Source organism: Pedobacter hiemivivus, assembly GCF_004331685.1.
Lineage (GTDB): Bacteria > Bacteroidota > Bacteroidia > Sphingobacteriales > Sphingobacteriaceae > Pedobacter > Pedobacter hiemivivus.
The window spans coordinates 516,592-537,491 of record NZ_SJSM01000003.1 but is presented as its reverse complement, the minus strand read 5'-3'; the positions used below and the strand labels follow the sequence as shown (position 1 = coordinate 537,491).

13 protein-coding genes are annotated in these 20,900 nt (G+C 38.6%); 8 read left to right on the top strand and 5 right to left on the bottom strand.

Going from position 1 to position 20,900, the window contains the following annotated elements; translation table 11 throughout:
* The first annotated feature begins 6 nt into the window (after positions 1-6).
* Positions 7-447 carry a ribose 5-phosphate isomerase B gene (rpiB, locus tag EZ444_RS08375; protein WP_131608273.1) on the top strand — a complete coding sequence of 147 codons (441 nt, stop codon included), beginning with the start codon at positions 7-9 and terminating at the stop codon, positions 445-447.
* Between the two features lie 12 nt (positions 448-459).
* Positions 460-2,046 carry a M28 family peptidase gene (locus EZ444_RS08370; RefSeq protein ID WP_131608272.1) on the top strand — a complete coding sequence of 529 codons (1,587 nt, stop codon included), beginning with the start codon at positions 460-462 and terminating at the stop codon, positions 2,044-2,046.
* Positions 2,047-2,091: 45 nt separating this feature from the next.
* On the opposite strand, the gene EZ444_RS08365 is transcribed toward EZ444_RS08370, so the two are convergent.
* From EZ444_RS08365 to EZ444_RS08345, 5 genes are all read right to left on the bottom strand, one after another.
* Positions 2,092-3,750, bottom strand: a complete 1,659-nt coding sequence (locus EZ444_RS08365; RefSeq protein ID WP_131608271.1) for a hypothetical protein — start codon at positions 3,748-3,750, stop codon at positions 2,092-2,094.
* Between the two features lie 165 nt (positions 3,751-3,915).
* Positions 3,916-5,001, bottom strand: a complete 1,086-nt coding sequence (locus EZ444_RS08360) for a hypothetical protein (protein WP_131608270.1) — start codon at positions 4,999-5,001, stop codon at positions 3,916-3,918.
* Positions 5,002-5,003: 2 nt separating this feature from the next.
* Positions 5,004-5,567, bottom strand: a complete 564-nt coding sequence (locus tag EZ444_RS08355) for a fasciclin domain-containing protein (RefSeq protein WP_165503561.1) — start codon at positions 5,565-5,567, stop codon at positions 5,004-5,006.
* 218 nt (positions 5,568-5,785) lie between these two features.
* On the bottom strand, positions 5,786-7,360 hold the full coding sequence (locus EZ444_RS08350) for a RagB/SusD family nutrient uptake outer membrane protein (RefSeq protein WP_131608268.1): 1,575 nt from the start codon (positions 7,358-7,360) through the stop codon (positions 5,786-5,788).
* A gap of 9 nt (positions 7,361-7,369) precedes the next feature.
* Entirely contained in the window at positions 7,370-10,501 is a 3,132-nt protein-coding gene (locus tag EZ444_RS08345) for a SusC/RagA family TonB-linked outer membrane protein (protein ID WP_131608267.1), read from the bottom strand.
* A 412-nt stretch (positions 10,502-10,913) separates the two neighbouring features.
* Between EZ444_RS08345 and EZ444_RS08340 the strand changes: the two genes are divergently transcribed.
* The 6 genes from EZ444_RS08340 to EZ444_RS08315 all read left to right on the top strand — a co-directional run bounded on the left by EZ444_RS08340 (position 10,914) and on the right by EZ444_RS08315 (position 20,896).
* Positions 10,914-11,462 (top strand): RNA polymerase sigma-70 factor, encoded by a 549-nt coding sequence (locus EZ444_RS08340; RefSeq protein ID WP_165503560.1) that lies wholly within the window; start codon positions 10,914-10,916, stop codon positions 11,460-11,462.
* Between the two features lie 69 nt (positions 11,463-11,531).
* Positions 11,532-12,698 carry a FecR family protein gene (locus EZ444_RS08335; RefSeq protein WP_131608265.1) on the top strand — a complete coding sequence of 389 codons (1,167 nt, stop codon included), beginning with the start codon at positions 11,532-11,534 and terminating at the stop codon, positions 12,696-12,698.
* Between the two features lie 236 nt (positions 12,699-12,934).
* The gene (locus EZ444_RS08330; RefSeq protein WP_165503559.1) at positions 12,935-16,138 is read left to right on the top strand and encodes a SusC/RagA family TonB-linked outer membrane protein; all 3,204 of its coding nucleotides are present in this window, start codon (positions 12,935-12,937) and stop codon (positions 16,136-16,138) included.
* Between the two features lie 11 nt (positions 16,139-16,149).
* The gene (locus EZ444_RS08325) at positions 16,150-17,589 is read left to right on the top strand and encodes a RagB/SusD family nutrient uptake outer membrane protein (RefSeq protein ID WP_131608263.1); all 1,440 of its coding nucleotides are present in this window, start codon (positions 16,150-16,152) and stop codon (positions 17,587-17,589) included.
* Positions 17,590-17,597: 8 nt separating this feature from the next.
* Entirely contained in the window at positions 17,598-18,065 is a 468-nt protein-coding gene (locus EZ444_RS08320) for a hypothetical protein (RefSeq protein WP_131608262.1), read from the top strand.
* 11 nt (positions 18,066-18,076) lie between these two features.
* Positions 18,077-20,896, top strand: coding sequence for a M16 family metallopeptidase (locus tag EZ444_RS08315; RefSeq protein WP_131608261.1), 2,820 nt, complete (start codon positions 18,077-18,079; stop codon positions 20,894-20,896).
* Positions 20,897-20,900: the final 4 nt, after the last annotated feature.

Below are 20,900 nucleotides of genomic sequence, written 5' to 3'. Positions count from 1 at the left end.
TAAAAGATGTCAACAGATAAGAAATTTAAAATTGCAATAGGTTCAGATCATGCTGGTTTTGAATACAAAGAACTCCTTAGGTCATTTTTAAATGATTACGAGGTGAAAGATTTTGGTACATACGCAGCTGATTCTGTTGATTATCCTGACTTTGCCCATCCCGTTGCCGATGCTGTAGAAAGCGGAGACTATACATTTGGGGTATTGGTATGTGGTAGTGCTAATGGGGTGGCTATAACGGCTAACAAGCATCAACAAATCCGTGCTGCAATTTGCTGGCAAAAAGAAATTGCAGAACTCGCAAGATTGCATAACAATGCGAACATCATATGTATCCCTGCAAGATTTGTTTCTGAAGAAGTCGCAAAAGAAATGGTAACTACCTTTTTGAATACTGCTTTTGAGGGTGGTAGACATGCGACCAGAGTCAATAAAATGTCCTGCTAAAGCACATAACTCATGAGAAGACAATTTTTATATACCAGTCTTATTCTGCTAATCGGCTATACAGCGGTTGCCCAGAATAAAGAAGCTATTAAGTTTAGTCAAACCATAAATAAAGACAATGCACGCAAGCACCTTTCTGTTTTAGCCTCTGATGAATATGAAGGCAGAGAAACGGGCAAAAAAGGTGGTTGGATGGCTGCTGACTATATCAAGGCGCACTTTAAAAACCTAGGCTTAAAAGGACCAGTAAAGGGAGATTATTTTCAGCCAATAGACATGGTAAATTATGGGCTTTCGCAAGTATTGACTATAGAAGGCCAGCCTGTTGAACCCCTAAAAGATTTCTATGTTTTACCGCCAATGGTATCTGATAAAGGATTTGCTTTTAATACGTCTAGCGTACAATTTGCAGGATATGGATTAAACAAAGAAGGATACAACGACTATGCAGGTTTAAATGTTCAAGGAAAAACTGTGATGATTTTCAGAACAGGAGATCCTGCATCAGCCAACAAAAGCAATGGTGGAAACATCAATAATAAAATCAAGTATTTATCTGATAACCAAGCACAGGCCGTACTAGTGATAGACCCCACGATTGATGCCATGCCAGATAATTTAAAAAGCTATTTGCAAGCTGAGCAATTAGTGATGAAAACAAAAGAAAATCTTGACCGCATGAGCAGTGCTCAAGGTATTCCGGTTATCTATATTGGAACTGCAGTAGCCAATCAATTACTAAAATCAGCTAAAACCACAATTGAAGCAGTAAAGAAGCAGATTGCTGAAAGCGGCAAACCTGCATCTCAGGAATTGAAAATTGCGGTTAGTGCAAGTGCAAAAAAGACAGAGACAAAAGTGAGAGCCGAAAACGTACTTGGCTTCCTGGAAGGATCTGACCCTAAGTTAAAAAATGAGGTATTGGTAATTACCGCTCATTACGACCATATTGGTATCACACCTAATGCCAAAGGCGACGATAAGATTAACAATGGAGCTGATGATGATGGCTCGGGTACTACTGGAGTCTTAATGATCGCTGAAGCCTTTGTCAAAGCTAAAAAAGCTGGAAAAGGTCCTAAACGAAGTATCTTATTTATGACGGTAACAGGTGAAGAAAAAGGATTGCTTGGATCGGAATGGTATTCGGAATATCCAATCTTCCCACTTCAAAATACCATTACAAATTTAAACATTGATATGATCGGCCGTGGCGATGCGGCTCATGCTTCAGATAACAACTTTGTTTACATCATCGGTTCTGATATGTTAAGCAGTGATCTGGACAGGATAGGTAAAAAAGCCAATAAGGATTATGTAAAAATGAACCTTGACGAAAAATACAACAACCGTACTGATCCTAATCGTTTTTACTATCGCTCTGACCATTACAACTTTGCAAAACATGGTATACCGGTAATCTTCTATTTTAATGGAGTACATGATGATTATCACCAACCAGGTGATGAGATCAGTAAAATCGACTTCCCAATGTTAGCCAAAAGAGCCAAACTGGTTTACTTTACCGCATGGGAACTGGCAAATGGAGCCAAACGCCCTGTAGTGGATAAAAACGAAGATGGTACCAAAAAGAATTAAAGTTAAAATATGTAGACGGGCTGTGCAAAAAACACAGCCCATTTTTTATTGCACATTCAATTTCCCTTCGCCTGCCCAGGTACGCAACAATTCATATATCGCTCCGTTTCGCTGTCCGGCACTTGTTATATTGTTAACAGCTGTAGCACCCAACCGATCTTTTAACTGTGCAATATAAAGACTTCTAGGCAACGTATTCGTTCCCCAGCTCTCCCAATAGCCTGCGCCATTTTTTTTCAAACCCACGCATCCTATACCCCAATTCTGGGCACCTTTAGGACTTTCTACCTTAATGTCGTAATTAGACGACTTACAATTCCAGAACATGGTTTGTGCACCTGCCCAGCCGTGTCCAGAGCCCATTGCTTTGCGGTTCTGAACAATAATCTGTCCACCATATATATTATCAAACAACACTCCGGTAGCCCAACGGTGATGGGGCCCTATATCGGCCTTTGTATTGGTAGAATAGCTATCCAGAAAAACATTAGGCCCAGGTACTGTTGAACCTGTTACATAATCGTGCCTGCCACCATTTGTATAACAACGTTGAAAAAGATTGAATGAAGATCCACCTTCCAGATTGAAAGAGTATTTCCTGCTGCCTGTGGTTTGCGACTTTGGATCGACCATCGCACATTCTTCTATCGTATTATAAACCGACATCGTGCTTACCGATACGCAGGCATACCCAAAGTATTTTGCGGTAACTTGCTTTACCCAACAATTTTCTGTCCGGTTCAGTTCTATTCCATTCCATGCATGCAGCTCATCATCGTCATTTAAATAATAAGAAACGAGCCTGATGTTCTCTACACCAGAATTGCTGATCCTACCGGAAATATTAGTTTTAAAGATAAATCCCCCACCATATTTGGTTTGCATGGGATCTACAACCGGCGCATTCAAAGTAACGGTGTTCCCATTTATGGCTACAATTTTACGCTCAAAATTAATGTCATAACCGCTCGGAATCCAACCATATTGTCCCATATCCAGCTCATCAATCCATAACTGATTTGGCACTCGATAAACGGAAATAGGATCACCAACTGTAAAACCAGCAGTCGATTCAACAGTAAAACTCATTGCGCCCGTAGGTACATAGGAGGTAGTGATTTTCGTTCTTGTCCCCCCTACTTCTGGCATTCCAGATCCTGAACCATTTATTTCAATCAGGTTATGCTGCACTTTCTGTGTAGCTTTAATAATGGTGCCCGAAACACCTTGGCCAGCACCGCGTAAGACCACCCCGCTCTTATCGATAACCAATTTTCCTTCTACCTCATAAGTTCCTGCCTGCAACAATACAGTACCTCTAAATCCATTTCCATCCGCAGGAAGGTTTTTCACCTCATCAATGGCATTTTGGATATTCAAGCGATTATCCCCTACAACCGCAGCAATGGTTTTCTTTACCGGAACATCAGGTAGTGCAACTCCACCCCCTTTGTACCCCGCATTAGAAAAATCTGGAATTACATTGTCCTTATTAATCTCCCCCTCATTGGCAAATTTATTATAGCTCAGCTTTCCCGAAGTACCTAAATAAACTAAAGAAGCTGTGTTTTCTGGTGGGTTAGTAACCGGCGGGTTTGTTACTGGCGGATTGGTAGTTTCATCGCCTTCTAAAGATTTCTTCTTTTTACAAGAAGTAGCAATTAAAGTTAGCCCTAACAGGCAATAAATGAGATTGCGTTTCATACAAAATTTACATTTGGTTAATTCATCATGCAATAAACCAATAAGTTAACACTTATTACTACTTTAAATCAGCGAACCATTCAACTATATTGGCAGCAATTTTTTAGTATAAAAAAAAGCCGGAAAGCATCAAGCTTTCCGGCCACATAAACCTAAACCAAATAATTATTTAAGAATCGTCCCATCATTATTAATGAACACACTGTTCACAAAACCTGTGGTACCTGTTTCGTTTGCGTTAGCTCTACCAGGATAAGAGACCTGGAAGCGGCTTGCAAGCGGATCTTCAAAGCCTGGGTAAGTCGTTTTGCAATAGGCTAACCAATCTTTAATACCATTACTTGAAAACCATTGAACACCATCCACATAAGTTGTGAATACGTTATTTGCATCAATAGCAAAAGCGATGCTCTTTTCTACATTAGTTGCAGATTTGAAGATTGTACTTTTACCTTTTATAGGATTTATTAAAGGTAGTGGAGCTGGCAATACTGCCGTGTTAGTACTAAAGGTTGACTTTCCAGATGCCGGAGTAAATGTCTCATATCTAATCTGATAACTATCCGTAGTTGCTGGATCAACTGTTGGGTAATATTCCCATCTGATCTCTCTCAGGAAAGGATAGCTAGGATTTTCCGATGGCTGTTTAAAGAACAAAGAAACAATGATAGGCTGACCTGCTCTAAAGAAAGATTTCCAACCTAATTTTGCACGTACAGAAAGTGGGATTTTCAGTGGGGCAAGATTCAGATCTCTCCTAAAAATACCGGCTTTATTAACTGTTGCAGATGTAAGTTCGAAAATTGACTTTAAAGGGTCATTGTCAACAATCTGATTAAAGGTTATGTCTGCATTTGCCCAACCATTTCCATCAAATGTAAATCTACTCTGGAACTCATCAAAGAAATACCTTGTTACTTTTAAATTTGTTGTGCGTGAGCTACTAGCCCCACCATCACGGTTAGCTGTAGCGGTAACCGTATACTCGCCAACTGCAGCTGGCGCTATCCACAAATTCTCGAACAAATTTTGTGTACGCCAGCCATCAAATTCTCCACCGGATGTGGTCCATTTATACGAAACTGTGGTATTGTCGCCACCTTCGGTTCCCGCCCAAACTTTTACTTTTTCACCAAAATAAAATTCTTCGCCTGCTTTACTCAAGGTTAAAATTTCAACTGGTTCTTTCTTGCATGATACCGCAACTATGCAAAGTATCATGAATATGCCTGTATGATATAACTTTCTCATAATTATTTATTATTAATGATATCTCTTCTTGTTGGTGCAGTAAAATAACGATCCCATACATGCACTACTCCATTAGTCGCATGTAAATCTGGTGTACGAGGACTCCCAGTCCCTGTTCCACCAACATAATTATTAACATACAAGGCGCCTTCACGACTTGCTTGCATGAATATCCATACTTTCGCAGAGTCATTTGTAGGAGTTAAACCATAGGTATCAACCCATTTTCCAATTGAATTTAGGTGCTTATAATCATATGTACCTTTTAAAACATGATACCTAAGCCAAATCGCTATCTTCTCAACTGAGTACTGGCTCCAGTCAGAGCCTTTAACAGGTAAATTATAAGTTGGACTCGTAGGATCTTTATCTACAAACTGATTTCTAGAAAAATAACTATTGGCACTTTCAACGTCATTTGTTGCACTATTTGTGAGCAGCAAATAGGTATTACCAGTTGCTGTATACAGCGGTTTTATATCCTTATAATTAGGATCTTTATCTACGTATTCGATCGCCTCCAGCATTCCAGAAAACAAATCGGGCCGTGATTTCATAAAATCCATCACATTCATATTTATGTTACTATCGTAAAATGACTGTACATACTTTTCATTTTTTTGCAACGGTAACTTGTCACAAGCGGCAAATGCTAAACACGAAATTAAGACTGCCGGTGCGATTAATTTTTTAATAGTTTTCATCAGTATATATTTATATTTCAACTGTTGTAAAGCTTTTAATTGCTCTATATTAATATCTCTAATAGGTTAGACTGCTTCCATTACTCATCATAAGGAGCATTTTGGTCTCCTACCAATTTAGGATTAGCATTAAATGCTGCAGAATTGATTGGGAACATAATCCTTCCTAGATTTGCACCTTCATACTTAGTTGCTCCAGTTCTTGAGCCTAAAATCGGATTCATCACACTCGTCAAATAAGCATAACCATTGGTAAAATTATACATCTGTCCAATGCGACATAAGTCGAACCATCTTTTACCTTCGCCCATTAACTCATATTGGCGTTCTGTAAGAATCGTCCGCTCTATCCCTGACACGATATCTCCAGTATAGTCACTTAACAGAGCTGCAGTCATGTATCCTACGCGGTTTCTTACCCTATTTACGATATCCAAAGCATCCTGATATTTTCCAGTATGCGCTAAAGCTTCTGCTCTTAACAACATAATATCCGCGAAACGATAGATCGGAATCTTTACATTACACTCATTATTTAGCTGGTAAACGAAGGCTCCACCAGGTTGACCATCACCTCTTTTTGCAGCAGGATCAAATAAAGTGAATTTACCAAAGGGGCCATTAAGAGAACTATAAAGCGTTGGAGTTGCGTATGTAATCATGTCAAAACTGGTCGTAAAACGACCATCAGTATGTGCTGAAGTCACCGGATCTATCCTATCAAACAACTCCTGAAATAATTTTGGTGCCATCATATAGTTATTTGTGTTTGAACCTGATGCAAATCTTCCACAAACACCTACACCCCCACCACGCTCAATATTATCCCAGTAAAGATTAAAGATCGTTTCTGTTGAAGTTGCTGGATCAGTAAACATGTTCTTCCAGCTTTGAGCATTGGTTACCCAGGTACATGCACTTTCGGTAATACAATTTTGTGAGGCTACTAAAGCTTCAGGATATTGTTGAAACCACATGTAAACATCTGTTTGCAAAGCATAAATAGCAGCTTTCTGGATGTTATATTTGTTGGTTTTATTAGTTCCTATACTTTTTAAGGCAAGGTCAATATCATCTAATATCCTTTTTTTAACATCAGCGATCGGTGATCTTGCATATTGAGTTGGCTGTCCATAAGTTTCAAGAGGTTCAGTTATAATAGGCACTTTACCCCATACTCTAAGACCATAGAAATACATCAATGCCCGTAATCCATAACACTGACCTAAATAGTCAGTATAAGTTGCTGTAGCTCCACCAATGTCTTGACTCATCATTTGCGGATAATACTTTATCCCGTAATTACACAATGAAATAGTCACATAAAGGTTTGTCCAGTTGGTTGCACCGGCAATATCCGGATCACTTGCCGATAAGGCATTATTTAAAAACTTGGTTTGCGCATTTCCTGTACCTGCACCTCTAACATTGTCCGAACGAACTTCTCCCCAGTCAAACCAGTTTGTATTTATTGTAGTCTGCACGGAATTGTATATTCCCGCCATCCAGGCATCAGCATCCGACTTATCTTTCCAGAAGCTACCAGGAGTAATTGTTGAAACAGGATCATTCTGCAAAAACTTTTTACATCTTGTAGCCGTCAGCAGGATCAATAATCCTCCAAATAATAATATTGTGAATCTAATCTTTTTCATGATCTTCTATTAAAATGTTATACCAAGTCCTAAACCCATCTCTCTTCTTCTTGGATACTGTCCATTATCCAGTCCCGGTTTAAGCACACTGTTTTGTTTTACTTCCGGATCAAACCCTGTATACTGTGTCCAAGTCAACAAATTATTACCATAAACATACAAGTTGAAGTTTTGGATATGGAATCGTTCAATAAGTTTTTTAGGTAACTGATAACCAAGGCGCACATTCTGTAAACGGATAAATGAACCATCCTCTAGATAGTAATCATTGGTTTTACGCACGTTATCAGCTGCTTTATCTCCACCGATATATGAATCTGTAATTTGTCCAGGATATTTATACATATTCAAGATATAATAAGGCTCCGGTGTAGTATTCGTAATTGCAAAAGAAGCTGTATTTCTTCTGTTATCATTATAAATACTATTGCCAAAATTTCCGTAAAGAGAAACAGCAAGAGAGAAGTTTTTATAAGTAAAGTTGTTGGTCCAACCTAAACTCCATCTTGGTTGTCCATAACCTGTTACGATCTTATCTTCATTCCCAATGTTACCGTTTAAATTGCCACTTCCATCAGGCTGATTTTCCCAAATTACGTCTCCACCCTTTGAAATATTACCATTAGTAGTTAACTGCTTAGGAGTTCCACTATATGGCGTACCATTAGGATAGGTATAACCCGTTAAGATTGCCTGCATGTTCTTTCCTATGATGATGTTGCCCTGTCCATCCTTTTGAAATTGTGGAATCAACCTTGTTTTAAAATCATCAGTATAAGCATTTGATTGATCATATTGATAAATGCCCAGATATTTGTAACCAAAGAAATTGCCGGCTTCTTTACCTTGTGCAACGATCCAGTTGTCATCAACATAATCACCACCTGGTAGGCTAAGGATTTTATTCCTTACCATCGACCAGTTGATGGATGTTTGCCAGGTAAAATCCTTAGTTTGAATTGGATACCCTGAAACCATCAATTCAACACCTTTATTTTGAAGAGATCCCGCATTGATCACTGCTTTATTAGGGAAACCTACCTCTAATGGAAGCGGAGCTTCATACAACAAATCTTTAGTTTTTTTAACATAATAATCTCCTACAAAACTTAATTTCCCATCAAAGAAGGTTAAATCTAAACCGAAGTTTGATTGCGTCGTCTCTTCCCATTTCAAGCCACTGTTGCCCAATCTGGTATTCGTACGGACACCACTTACGCCATTGTAATAGTAAGTACCAAAGATAAACTGCTGAACGGCATCAAAATCACCAATTTCCTGATTACCTGTGATACCCCAGCTAGCTCTAACTTTAGCATCTGTTAATACCTTTTTAGACCATTTCATGAAATTCTCATCACTGAACCTCCATCCAACAGATGCCGCAGGGAAATAACCCCATTTATTTTCCTGACCAAATACAGAAGAACCATCTCTTCTTAAAGTCGCATTCAATAAATAACGACCTTTATAATCGTATCCTACTCTGGTAAAGAAACCCGCCAATGCGGAACCGCCTTCTTTTGAATAAATATCACTTAAGTTCAACTCACCTGCAGCATTTAAAGTATGTACATTTTCGCTTACAAAACGCTTACCTTCAATATTGATCTCTTCCAGCGAGTTCTTTTCCAAGTTCATACCCAATAGTGCACTCACATTGTGGTCTTTTGCAATAGTTTTTTTATAGGTTAATACCGCATTTCCTTGTGCTCTTATTGGAAGTTTAGTCTCATCCTGTCCAGAGCTAGCTGGATTAGTACCAGTTTCCAACAATTTTGAGTTGAATGTGGTATGCCTTAAAAGTTGAATATCCGCAGATGCATCTGCGTGGAAATTTAAGTCCTTAGTGAAGGAATAATCAAAACCTTGAAAAATAACCGCTCTGTAGGTCGTGGTTAGATTTTCACGTAGATATGCCTCTGCAATAGGGTTTTTCCTTCCACCATTGTCATAGATATACTCCCCGCTGGGTAGAAATAGGGTTTGTTGCGGGCCACGTTGCAGCGCCTGCTGGATTACCTTCCCTTCATTAATATTGTTTTTGTTTTGGTAACTAAAACTAAGCTGTGTTGATAACCTCACCTTTTTAGATGGCTGATATTTTATATTGGTACGCATGGTTGCCCGTTTATTAAAACTGGCCAATATAATACCCTCCTCATCCAGATATTGTAAGCTGTTAAAGTAATTTAACTTTTGATTTCCACCACTCATCGAAAAATCAAATTGGTTACGTACAGCTGTTTGAGTAATCAACGATTGATAGTCATTATCTGCATTTTTATTAAAAGCTGTAGAATCATTCGGATGTGGATCAAGACTGATCTTAGTTCTTTGATCAAACATTTGTCTTAACAAGCGGTTTGATTGAGGAATATGACGCGACAAGCTGCTGTAACTTCTCAAATAATCAACATTGATTCTTGGTTTACCATCCTCTCCTTGTTTAGTTGTAATCAAAATAACACCATTTGCGGAACGAGAGCCATAAATAGCTCCGGAAGCAGCATCCTTAAGAATCTCGATAGACAATACATCTTTCGGATTAATTGACATGATATTCTTCATTGGTACCCCATCCACTACATATAATGGCTTAACCCCATTATCAGATAGTGTCGACATTCCACGAATGGTAATATCGCTTTCATCACCAGGAGCGCCAGAACCAGTCATTACCCTTACACCTGGAGCCGCACCCTGAATCGCATCAAAAATAGAGATCGGTTGCTTTTCTTCAATCGCTTTTGCCGTAATCGAGCTAATTGCTCCCGTCACATCTCTTTTCTTTTGCGTTCCGTAGCCTACTACAATTACTTCATCTAAGTCAGATAAAGAAGGAATCAATTTTGGGTTGATTGAACGCCTAGCGCCAACAACCTCCTCTTTTGTATCAAAACCAATATAGGTAAATACCAATACGGATTCAGCGTTGGGTACAGTAATTGAATATTTACCCTCGCCATTTGTTTGTGCGGCTGTTTTTGTACCCTTCACCTGCACACTTGCTCCAGGAATCCCATCGCCCTTATCGTCGATCACAGTCCCTGAAACCTTGATTGTCTGAGCATATAGCGAAGCTGTTGTAAACAGAATCGCAAACACGCTCATTACTATTTTTAGTATAGTTTTTTTCATATTTATTCTTTAAAATAAAGCTGTGTCTATTTAAAATAAAATTTTGGAGAAGTTCATCTCGCCGTATAATCGTATAAATTATACTTCCTCATCATAATTGTTACCTTAATAACAACTTTTTCAAACGAGGGCATCTATCAAAAATGCGCCTAGTGGGGATTTAAACTTAGATTTGTCATAATTGCATGGTTAGTTTAATAAATATTATTTTGGTTTATGCAATTGAAGAAAAATAAGGTGAAGATTGCTTAATCAAATTAGCCTACTTATGTCTCATTTTGGCATACCAAACCAAATAACCGCTATGCTTGCCAATCTTTAATATCGCCCCCTCCTTATTTATGCGGGAATGGTCATTTTTAAATTCGCTTCATAAACCCTATTTTTAGCAATTCATTCATCGTCAATAGAATTGAGGGAACAAACACCACATACGGCATATTCATTCGAAGAATTGTTTAAGGACAATTATGCCAAATTATGTCATTTTGCGATTCAATTTTTAAAAGATGATGACGCTGCCAAAGACATTGTTCAGGAAGTTTTTGTAACCTACTGGAATATGGATGAAAGACCTGTGCATAATGCTTTGTCTGTAAATGCGTTTTTATATGCCTCAGTGCGAAATGCATGTCTGAATAAGTTACGCAGACAAAAACTGGAGCATGGCTTTTTAAACGAACAGGACTCAGAGCCGTCGGAAGATGCGGTAGCCCTAAACTCAATGATCAGGTCAGAAGTCTTGGCAGAATTGCATAAGGTAATCACTACTTTACCAGACAATTGCCAGAAAATATTCCGAATGGGGTATTTAGAAGGTCTAAAAAACCCTCAGATTGCGGAAGAACTAGGCCTTAGCATCAATACCGTTAAAACTCAGAAAAAACGCGGCCTACAGTTACTAAAAATGCGTTTAAATCCAGATTTGTTTGCTATTATTTCAGTGTTTCTGCTGAAATAATCAAATTATTTAAAAATAATTCAGCTTTCTTTCACCCACTTTCATTTTTCAGGTTTCTTATAGGTATCTATGGAAACGCAGCACAATTTTAAATACACGTCTGAACTTATTATCAAGTTTCTGAAAAACGAGCTATCTGACAAGGAGAAGGCAGAATTTGAACTATGGCTCAAGGCTTCACCTGAAAACAATTCGCTTGTTGAATCCTTCCGAAATACCGAGCATGTGCAGCAGGAAGTCAATTATTTAGATGCTGCAGATGTCAATAAAGGCTGGGAAGAGGTTTCGAAACAAATTAGTCAAACGCCAATAAAAAGATTGGCATGGACTAAGATAATGCGATACAGCACCGCAGCAATATTGATTATTAGCGTTGGCATAGGCGTTTATATTTATAACGCACAACTTAAATCTAAGGGGATCAATGAAATAGCCCGAGTTCATGATATTATGCCGGGGAGTAAAAAGGCGGTGCTGGAGTTGGCAGACGGATCGGTTGTTGATCTTAGCGATGCAAATCTCCGATTAGCCGCTGAAGATAGTAATGCAGCAATAGGTGTTAAAAATGGCGTCCTAGCCTTTAGTGCTAAAAGAAAAACAGGCAATGGCTATAACGTCTTGAGAACGCCAAAAGCAGGAGAATATAAAATGATTTTGTCGGATGGCACTCAAGTATGGTTAAATGCAGCATCTTCTTTACGTTTCCCAACTAATTTTAACAATCATGAACGACGGGTGGAGCTTACTGGTGAAGCTTACTTTGAAGTTGCACACAATAAGGCCCTCCCATTTATTGTAAGCTTCAACAAAACTGAGGTAGAAGTATTGGGAACTCATTTCAATATTAGCTCGTATCAAACATATAGTAAAACTACACTAATTGAAGGGGCCATTAAGGTTTCTGAAGGCACAAACCAACGCCTGATAAAACCAGGAGAACAAGCATTTACCTATGACGGACACCTAACGGTTCACGCAGTAGATACGTACAAATCAATAGCTTGGAAAGAAGGGGTATTTTACTTTAAGGATGACCGGATCAAGGATATTCTGGATCAGGTTTCCAGATGGTATGATGTAGACATTGTTTATAATGGAGAACCAAACCGAAAAAGATATAGTGGCACTATACGAAGACAAGCAACTTTAAGTCAGGTATTGGAAATGCTAAAAACTGTTAGTAATACAGAATACAATCTAAAAGACAAAACCGTAACCGTAGACATTAATAAATAAAAACTAAACCCTAAACCACATGAAATAAACTTTACTTACCACAAAACTTAAGAACAGACATAAAAAATCCGGAAACACTGCAAATGTTCCCGGACAAATCGTGTGGCTGTACTTATTTGATCGCTATCTAATTCAACCAATTTTTCAAAACCAACACATACAAAAATATGAAACAAATCCTTCTCGGCAAGTGTGCGAGAAAATGTAAGTCATTTAATAGAAAACTACTATTAGTTATGAGGTTAACTATTTTCTTATTAACAATTGGCTGCCTAGCTGCGCAAGCTTCAGGATATGCCCAAAAAGTAACCCTATCAGTGCGTAATGCAGGTATAGAAAGCGTGTTTGTAGATATTAAAAAGCAAACAGGGTTCTTCTTCTTGTGCGATGCTGATGTACTAAAAAAATCTGGGAAGGTTAGCCTGGAATTAAAAAATGTAAATCTGAGAGATGCCCTACAGCAATTAACATCAGGAAAAGCGCTAGATTATAAAATAATAGACCAAACAGTAATTATTTCTGAAGCGAAGGCCAGTACAAATACTAATCAAGAAGAGATCATTATCAAAGGAACTGTAAAATCAAAGGAAGGTTCCGGTCAGTCTGAAACGATGCTTCCAGGTGTAGTGGTTACCGTAAAAGGTGCAAAGAAAGCTGTGGCTACAAATGGAAATGGGGCTTACTCTATCCAGGCGCCTGCCAATGGTACATTGATATTCTCGATGATAGGTTATGGAACTAAAGAAGTAGCCGTCAATGGGAACAAGACAATTGATGTAATAATGATGGAAGCTGCCAGCGATCTTAATGAAGTTATCGTTACAGCTTATGGTACATCTGAAAGAAAAGAAAACCAAATTGGTAGTGCTTTCGTGGTAACCAGTAAAGATCTGGAAAGAAAACCACTAGATAGAATTGATGCCTTACTGGAAGGCCTTGTTCCAGGCCTGCAATATGGGATTCAAGACGGAGCAGACAATACGAGCAGTGGCAGACCCCGGTTTGGGACAAGAATACGAGGCGAAGCATCTTTTGGTGCATCTAACGACCCACTATGGGTTTTAGATGGAATCCCTTTAAATACAGGAAATCAAACCAACATGATTCTTGGTGTAAATACAAGTATTAGTCCATTAACCTATTTAAACCCAAGCGACATTGAATCAGTAGTGGTATTAAAAGATGCCACGGCAACTTCCATTTATGGAGCAGACGGATCAAATGGAGTAGTATTAATTACAACCAAAAAAGGTAAATCTGGTGAAAAAAAATTAAGCTATAGCTTCAGAACCGGACTGAACCTCATCAATAATAAACGCTTTCACGTACTTAACGCCGATGATTATAGGGAGCTGTATATTGAATCATATAAGAACAATCCGGCCTTAGACCAATCTAAATTACCAGATTTAGGCACGACCAACACCGATTGGTATGATGAATTTTTCCGGACAGGAGTAAACACTTCGCATAATCTTTCCTTCTCTGGAGGTTATAAAAACACCAAGTATTATATTTCTGGTGGTTACTATAATGAAAAACAGATTATGATCAAAAATCAAGTCGAAAGGCTTTCCGCCAGGATTAACTTAGATCAAAAAATCAATAAATCCATTGATCTATTTTTTAGAGTAGGTGTTTCCAGGAATATTAATGACATCTTTAATCCGGGCAGTAGTTATTACATAAACAGACCGATAGACAGCCCATATCTACCCGATGGATCTTTCGTAGCCGCATTTTACAATAAACTCCGTGAAGCAAACTATGACGATAACACACAGAAAGCAAATGTGGTCAACGGAAATATTGGTGGTACTTTTAAAATTTTATCTGGACTTAGCTTTACAAGTACCAACGGAATAGACTATAGCAAGATCAAAGAGAATATTTATGGCTCTATGTTTTCTAATAGCAATAAGGACGAAGGTAAAGCAACATTTGCAAGAAGCAGGTCTTTTAACTGGAACAGCCAGCAACGCCTTAATTTCGATAAAACCATTAACCAGCATGATTTCTCAGCACTACTTGGTGCCGAAGCAAGAAGTGACGATAGGGCATCAAACTCTCTAACCGGATTTGGCTTTGAAAACGATGATATTCGGGATCCAAATTATGCAACTAGAATCACCCCAACTTTTTCAGGTGAACAGAAAACAGGCATTTCTTATTACGGACAGCTCAGATACACTTTATCCAAAAAATACAGTTTACTGGGTAGTTTCCGTAGAGATGGCAATTCGGATTTTGGCGTTGACGTGAAATGGGCAACCTTCAATTCGGTAGGTGCCTCATGGACTATCAGCAACGAAGAATTCTGGAAAATCAAACAATTTGATTTTGCCAAAATCAAATTAAGCTATGGTACCAATGGTAATTCACGAATGGGTTCGTACAAAGCAAAAGGAATTTATAACTTAAATGTAATCGGCAGTAGTTACAACGATACTGATGGTGCAGTAATGGCCAGTGGAGAAAACCCAGTATTATCCTGGGAGACTACCTATATCTTAAATGGAGGAATTAGTATAGGTCTATTTAAAAGAGTGTCCCTAGACTTGGACATATACAGAAAAACAACTAAAGGACTGCTGGATGAAGTTGATGTTACCCGTACTACCGGTTTTACAAGCATTGACCAAAATATCGGATCGGTGAGAAACAGTGGAATTGAAATGAATTTAGTTACCCAGAATATCCAGAATAAAGACTTTCAGTGGACAACAAATTTTAACATTGCACGAAATACAAACAAAATACTAAAGCTATACAACAACAATACTAAGGTATTGGACAAAACCATCAGAGAAGTTGGAAAAGATGCCAATACCTTTTACCTGGTACGCTGGGCAGGTGTAGATCCTCGAGATGGTGGCCCGCTTTGGTATGATGACCGTGGCAATATCACCAAAGCATTTGATTTAGCCAACCGGGTTACGGTAGGTTCATCAACACCCGATTTTTTTGGCGGTATGACCAACACTTTGCAATACAAATCTATTACTTTATCAGCTTTGTTGGTTTACAATGTTGGTGGCTATTCTTTCAGCACACTACAACGTGATTCTGAATCCGATGGGCGTAACCTTGCCGACAACAATCAGTCTACCAACCTACTGGATCGCTGGAGAGAGCCTGGAGACTTAAGCAATATACCTAAAAGCGCATTAGGTATCAATGAAAACAACGCGCGGAACTCTACTCGTTTCCTGCATAAAAAAACCATCTTACGCTTAAGCAACATTAGTATGAACTACACTTTACCTAAGCAGTTCATCAAACATATTCATCTGAATGGTGCAAATGTTTACCTGCAAGCAGATAATGTTGGTTCTTGGACGCCATACACCAGCAAATCGGATCGTAACGATTACAAAAACTCATTCACCCCATATCCACAGCCACTTGTACTTTCATTTGGTTTAAATGTTAGTTTATAAAAGAAAATGTGATGAAAAAAATTAGCTATACTTTAACCCTGCTTACCCTTGTGTCTATCACATTGACTTCCTGCAAAAAGTTCTTAGAAAGAGAACCCTTTGGAAAAACAGGAAAAAACACCCTGTTTGAAACCGTAAATGGTGCTAAACTAGCCATTAATGGATCATACAATGTAATGCTTAACTATTATAAAAATGAATTCGGCATGTATGCCGATGTGGCCTCCGATAACCTCATCCGTGGAACCAGCTCTACGGTTATGTTGCCACAGTTTAACTTTCAGAGTATAATCGGTGACGATGCTTTTGCCGTTGGACATATCTGGTTGAACATCTACGAAGCAATAAACAATGTAAACAACGTTTTAAATGCTATTCCTGAACTAAAAACAAAATTCCCGGATCAAACAAAAACACTCGATTCCCTTACCGCTCAAGGGCTGGTTATGAGGGCATTGTGTCATTTCGACTTGAGCAGGATTTATGCACAACCTTACAATTATACCGCAGATGCCTCACATTTGGGCATACCAGTCTTAACTAAAACGCCTAGTCCAGGTGAACTAGTTCCCAGAAAAGCGATGAAGCAAACATACGATCAGATTCTTTTAGACCTGAATAATGCTTTACCGTTGTTGCAGCAATATGCAAATCACACCACCCCATCCACCATTAGCTATCAAGCTGCCTTGGCTTTGCTTTCTCGCGTATATCTATATCAGGGAGACTGGGAAAAAAGTGTAGCCAATGCGACTCTGGTCATTAATGACAATCGTAACCACCTTGCTGTTGCAGCTGATTACAAATATGTATTTCTTGTGGGTGGTAATAAACCTGAAAGTATTTTCGAGTTAACCAATTCCGGACTTTCAGCTTCCTCAACAAACATCTATACTGTATTTTCTGACACTACCAACGCCTCCTATCTCATTTCCGCAAAAGCAAAATTCTTATTTGATGATGATGACATCCGATTAACGAACATGTTTCTTACCCCTAAAAATGGAAACAATAAGGGAAGATTAATCACCACCAAATATGCAGATGGAAGAGTAAGCGCCTTAAAACCACCACTTATACAGATTATCCGCTTATCAGAGCTTTACTTAAATCGTGCTGAAGCCAATTGGAACTTAAAAAAATACCCCGAAGCAGCAGAAGATTTGCGTATCATTTCACAAAGGGCTCACCCAACTAAAACTATCACCATCAACTATGGCTCAGCTGCAGATCTATATAAACAAATCGCTGATGAAAGGAACCGCGAACTCTGCTTTGAAGGTCATCGTTTATTTGATATTGTTAGACGCAAAGAACCCCTAATACGAGGTTCAGATTGTAATGCCACAGTATGTAGCCTTACTTACCCTAACGATAAATTTATTTTACCGATACCGGGTAAAGAGGCAGAAGCAAACAAAGCAATTATTCAAAATCCGGGCTTTAACTAATTAAGAAAATGAAACAAATAATAACATATTTATTAGCCTCTGTCACCCTACCGGTATTATTCCTTATGGCTTCATGTTCTAAAGAGAATGTGCCCTATGACACCCCATTTGTTCATATCAATTTTGAAAACAAAAGTTTAATTGAAGTACTGAGTAACCGCAAGGATACGGTAGATTATATGGTTTACCTCAGCTCGGAACTATTATTTGAACCTGTTGATGTTCAATATGAAATTAAACTTGGCGATGGGCTTCAAGAGGGACGTGACTTTGTGCTCTTAAACAAAAGCACAAACCTTAATTTCCCACAAGGAATATTTGAACGCTCTGTTCGTATTGCATGGAAGGATGTTCCAGTAGACCCCGCAAAGGACAACCGTCTCACCATAAATTTAATCAGTAACAGTAAAAATTTCATCCTTGGTCTTCCGGGGCCTGATCAACTACAAAAACAATTGATTATCACCAAAAAATAAGGAGGAGACGGATGAGGAACAAAATAAATTTTATAGTATTAACGCTGGCGGCGTTGGGAATTTTAAATTCCAACATTTACGCCCAGCAATTACAGCAAGATCCTAACCTCGTAAAAGGGAAACTTAAAAACGGTTTTACCTATTACATTTACAAGAGCGACAAAACGAAGGGAAACTCAGTATTAAGGTTGTTTTTAAACGCAGGTTCTTTACAGGAAGAACCTGATCAGTTGGGTTTAGCCCACTTTATTGAACACATGGCTTTTAACGGAACTAAGCATTATTCAAAAAATGATGTGATTGAGTTTCTGGAATCCAAAGGTGTAAAATTTGGTGCAGACCTAAATGCGCACACCAGTTTTGATGAAACAGTTTATAAGATCAGCATCAATACCAAGGATGAGAAAAACCTGGAGAAATCTATAGACATTATGGCGGACTGGGCATTTGGAGTAACTTTCGACAGCCATGAAATAGATAAGGAACGAGGTGTGGTAATTGAAGAATGGCGCAGCAAGCAAGGGGCAGCGAACCGTTTAAGAGAGCAGTACTTGCCCGTACTATTTAATAAATCAAGATATGCCGAACGCTTACCTATTGGTAAAGTAGATATACTGAAAAGCTTTAAGCGCCAGACTATCGTTGATTTTTATGAGAAATGGTACCGTCCGGATCTAATGTCGATTGCCATTGTAACCGATATTGATCCTAAAAAAGTAGAGGAGTATATTAAAACCGAATTTAACCAGTATAAGGCTAAAAGCAAATCTCCAAGGCTTTATTACGAATTGCCTGCACACCGAGATACCTTGTTTTCTATTCTTACAGATAAAGAAGCCAATGCAATAGAACTAAGTGTCTTCAATAAGATCAAATCATTTAACTCCATTAAAACCGAGCAGGATTACAAAGATCAATTGATCAGGACATTTTTTAATGCTTTGGCCAAAAGTCGGTTTAGCAGAGTATCCCAATTGCAAAATGACTTTAAAGAGGGCAGCTTCTCGGTTAGCAATATTGTATTAAAGAACGGCATCGTCTCGGGTGGAGCATCCTTATACCATGATAAGGTTAAGGAAGGAATTGCCCAATACTTAACCGAAGCCCAACGGATATGCCGTTACGGTTTGACCAACGATGAGGTTAACAAATATAGAGACGAATACATTGCTGCAATTAAACGCTCAGTAGCTGCAGAAGATAAAACTGCTGGCGAGACCTATATGAACGAGATTCATGATGTCTTTTACAATGGAAGTACCATGCTGGCAAAAGAAGAGCGCAACAGACTTGCTTTAAAATATGCCCCACAGATTGATTCACTTACTTTATTGAATTTCTTAAGATCGGTAAACAAAGCCGGCAATACAGTAGTCTTACTTACAGCTCCAGAAAAGGATAAGGCAAATTTACCTAGCCAAACGGCTTTAAAGGCTATGTTTGCTAAAGCTGCCACTGAGCAGGTTGCTTCATGGACAGATCAGATTACTGTTCCCGCTAAATTGCTTGCACAAGAACCCGTAACAGGAAAAGTAGTTAAAGAAGAACTGCTTTCGGCTATTGGTGTCACCAAATGGACTTTGGCCAATGGCACCATTGTTTACCTGAAACCAACTGCAGAGCGAAAAAACTATATTTCCTTATCCGGTTTTAGGAAAGGTGGCATTTATGCACTTGACTCTTCACAGTATGTAACGGCACAATTTGTTAAACCGGTAACCGGTTTAAGTGGCGCTGGTGATTTTAGTCGCCGTGCCTTGACTCAGTTTCTTACCGGAAACTCAGCCTCCGCTACATTGGTTCTTTCCAGTTCAAGGGAAGGTGTAGTGAGCAGTGCCGACTGGAAAGATGCTAAAACTATGTTTCAGTTGATATACCTGAAATGGATGTACCCAAATGCCGATCCAATCACTTTTGAACAAGCAAAGCGTCAATCGTTGGAGCAGCTTGAAAATAACAAACTATCACCAAATTACACTTACACCAAAGCCATTAGCGAATTATTAAAAGGTGATGATGATTATGCATCAGAGATGTCCGCAGAAAGGCTAAGCAAGGAAGCGCACTTAAAAAACGTTATTCCTATTTTTAAAAGCCGTTTTGGTTCTGCTAAGGACTTTCAGTTTGTAATTGTTGGGGGCTTTAACCTGGACAGTATTAAACCTTTAATAGAACAATACATTGGAGGGTTACCTGCCGGGGATTACAACAATAAGTTCGAGTATAAAGGCCCTGTTGGCGGCAGTTCTGCAAAAGATATATTGATCTATGCAGGTGCCGCTCCAAAAAGCACAGTAAACCTTTTCCACCAAAGCAATAAGGTAAATTATGATTATCCAGATATTTTGGTACAAACGATGTTACAAGAAGTTTTAAAAGTAAAGTTACGTTTAAACCTTCGCGAGAAAAACTCAGGTGTATATGGAGTAGGTGTATCTATTTCTTCAACTAGCGTGCCCAATCCTTTAATCCGTGCAAGAATTTCTTTCAGTTGCGCTCCTGAATCAACAGATTTTCTGATTAAACAGGCACAAATTGAAGTTAAAAAGGTTGCCGATAATCCAGCTTATTTTGCCAGTGACCTAACTAACATCAAGGTACAGCAAATCGACGGATACAAGAAACAAGCAGATAAAAATCTCTTTTGGAGTTCGGCCCTAAGAAATCAGTTTTATTTCGGTTTTAAGGACTACAGCTATTTCAATGATTTCGAAAATATGATCAATAAAATCACTCCGGCAATGGTTGCTGATTATGCTAAAAAGTATCTAATAGATACCCCTGGGATTAAAGCCGTACTGTTGCCTGAAAATTTTAAGACACTAAACTAATTGT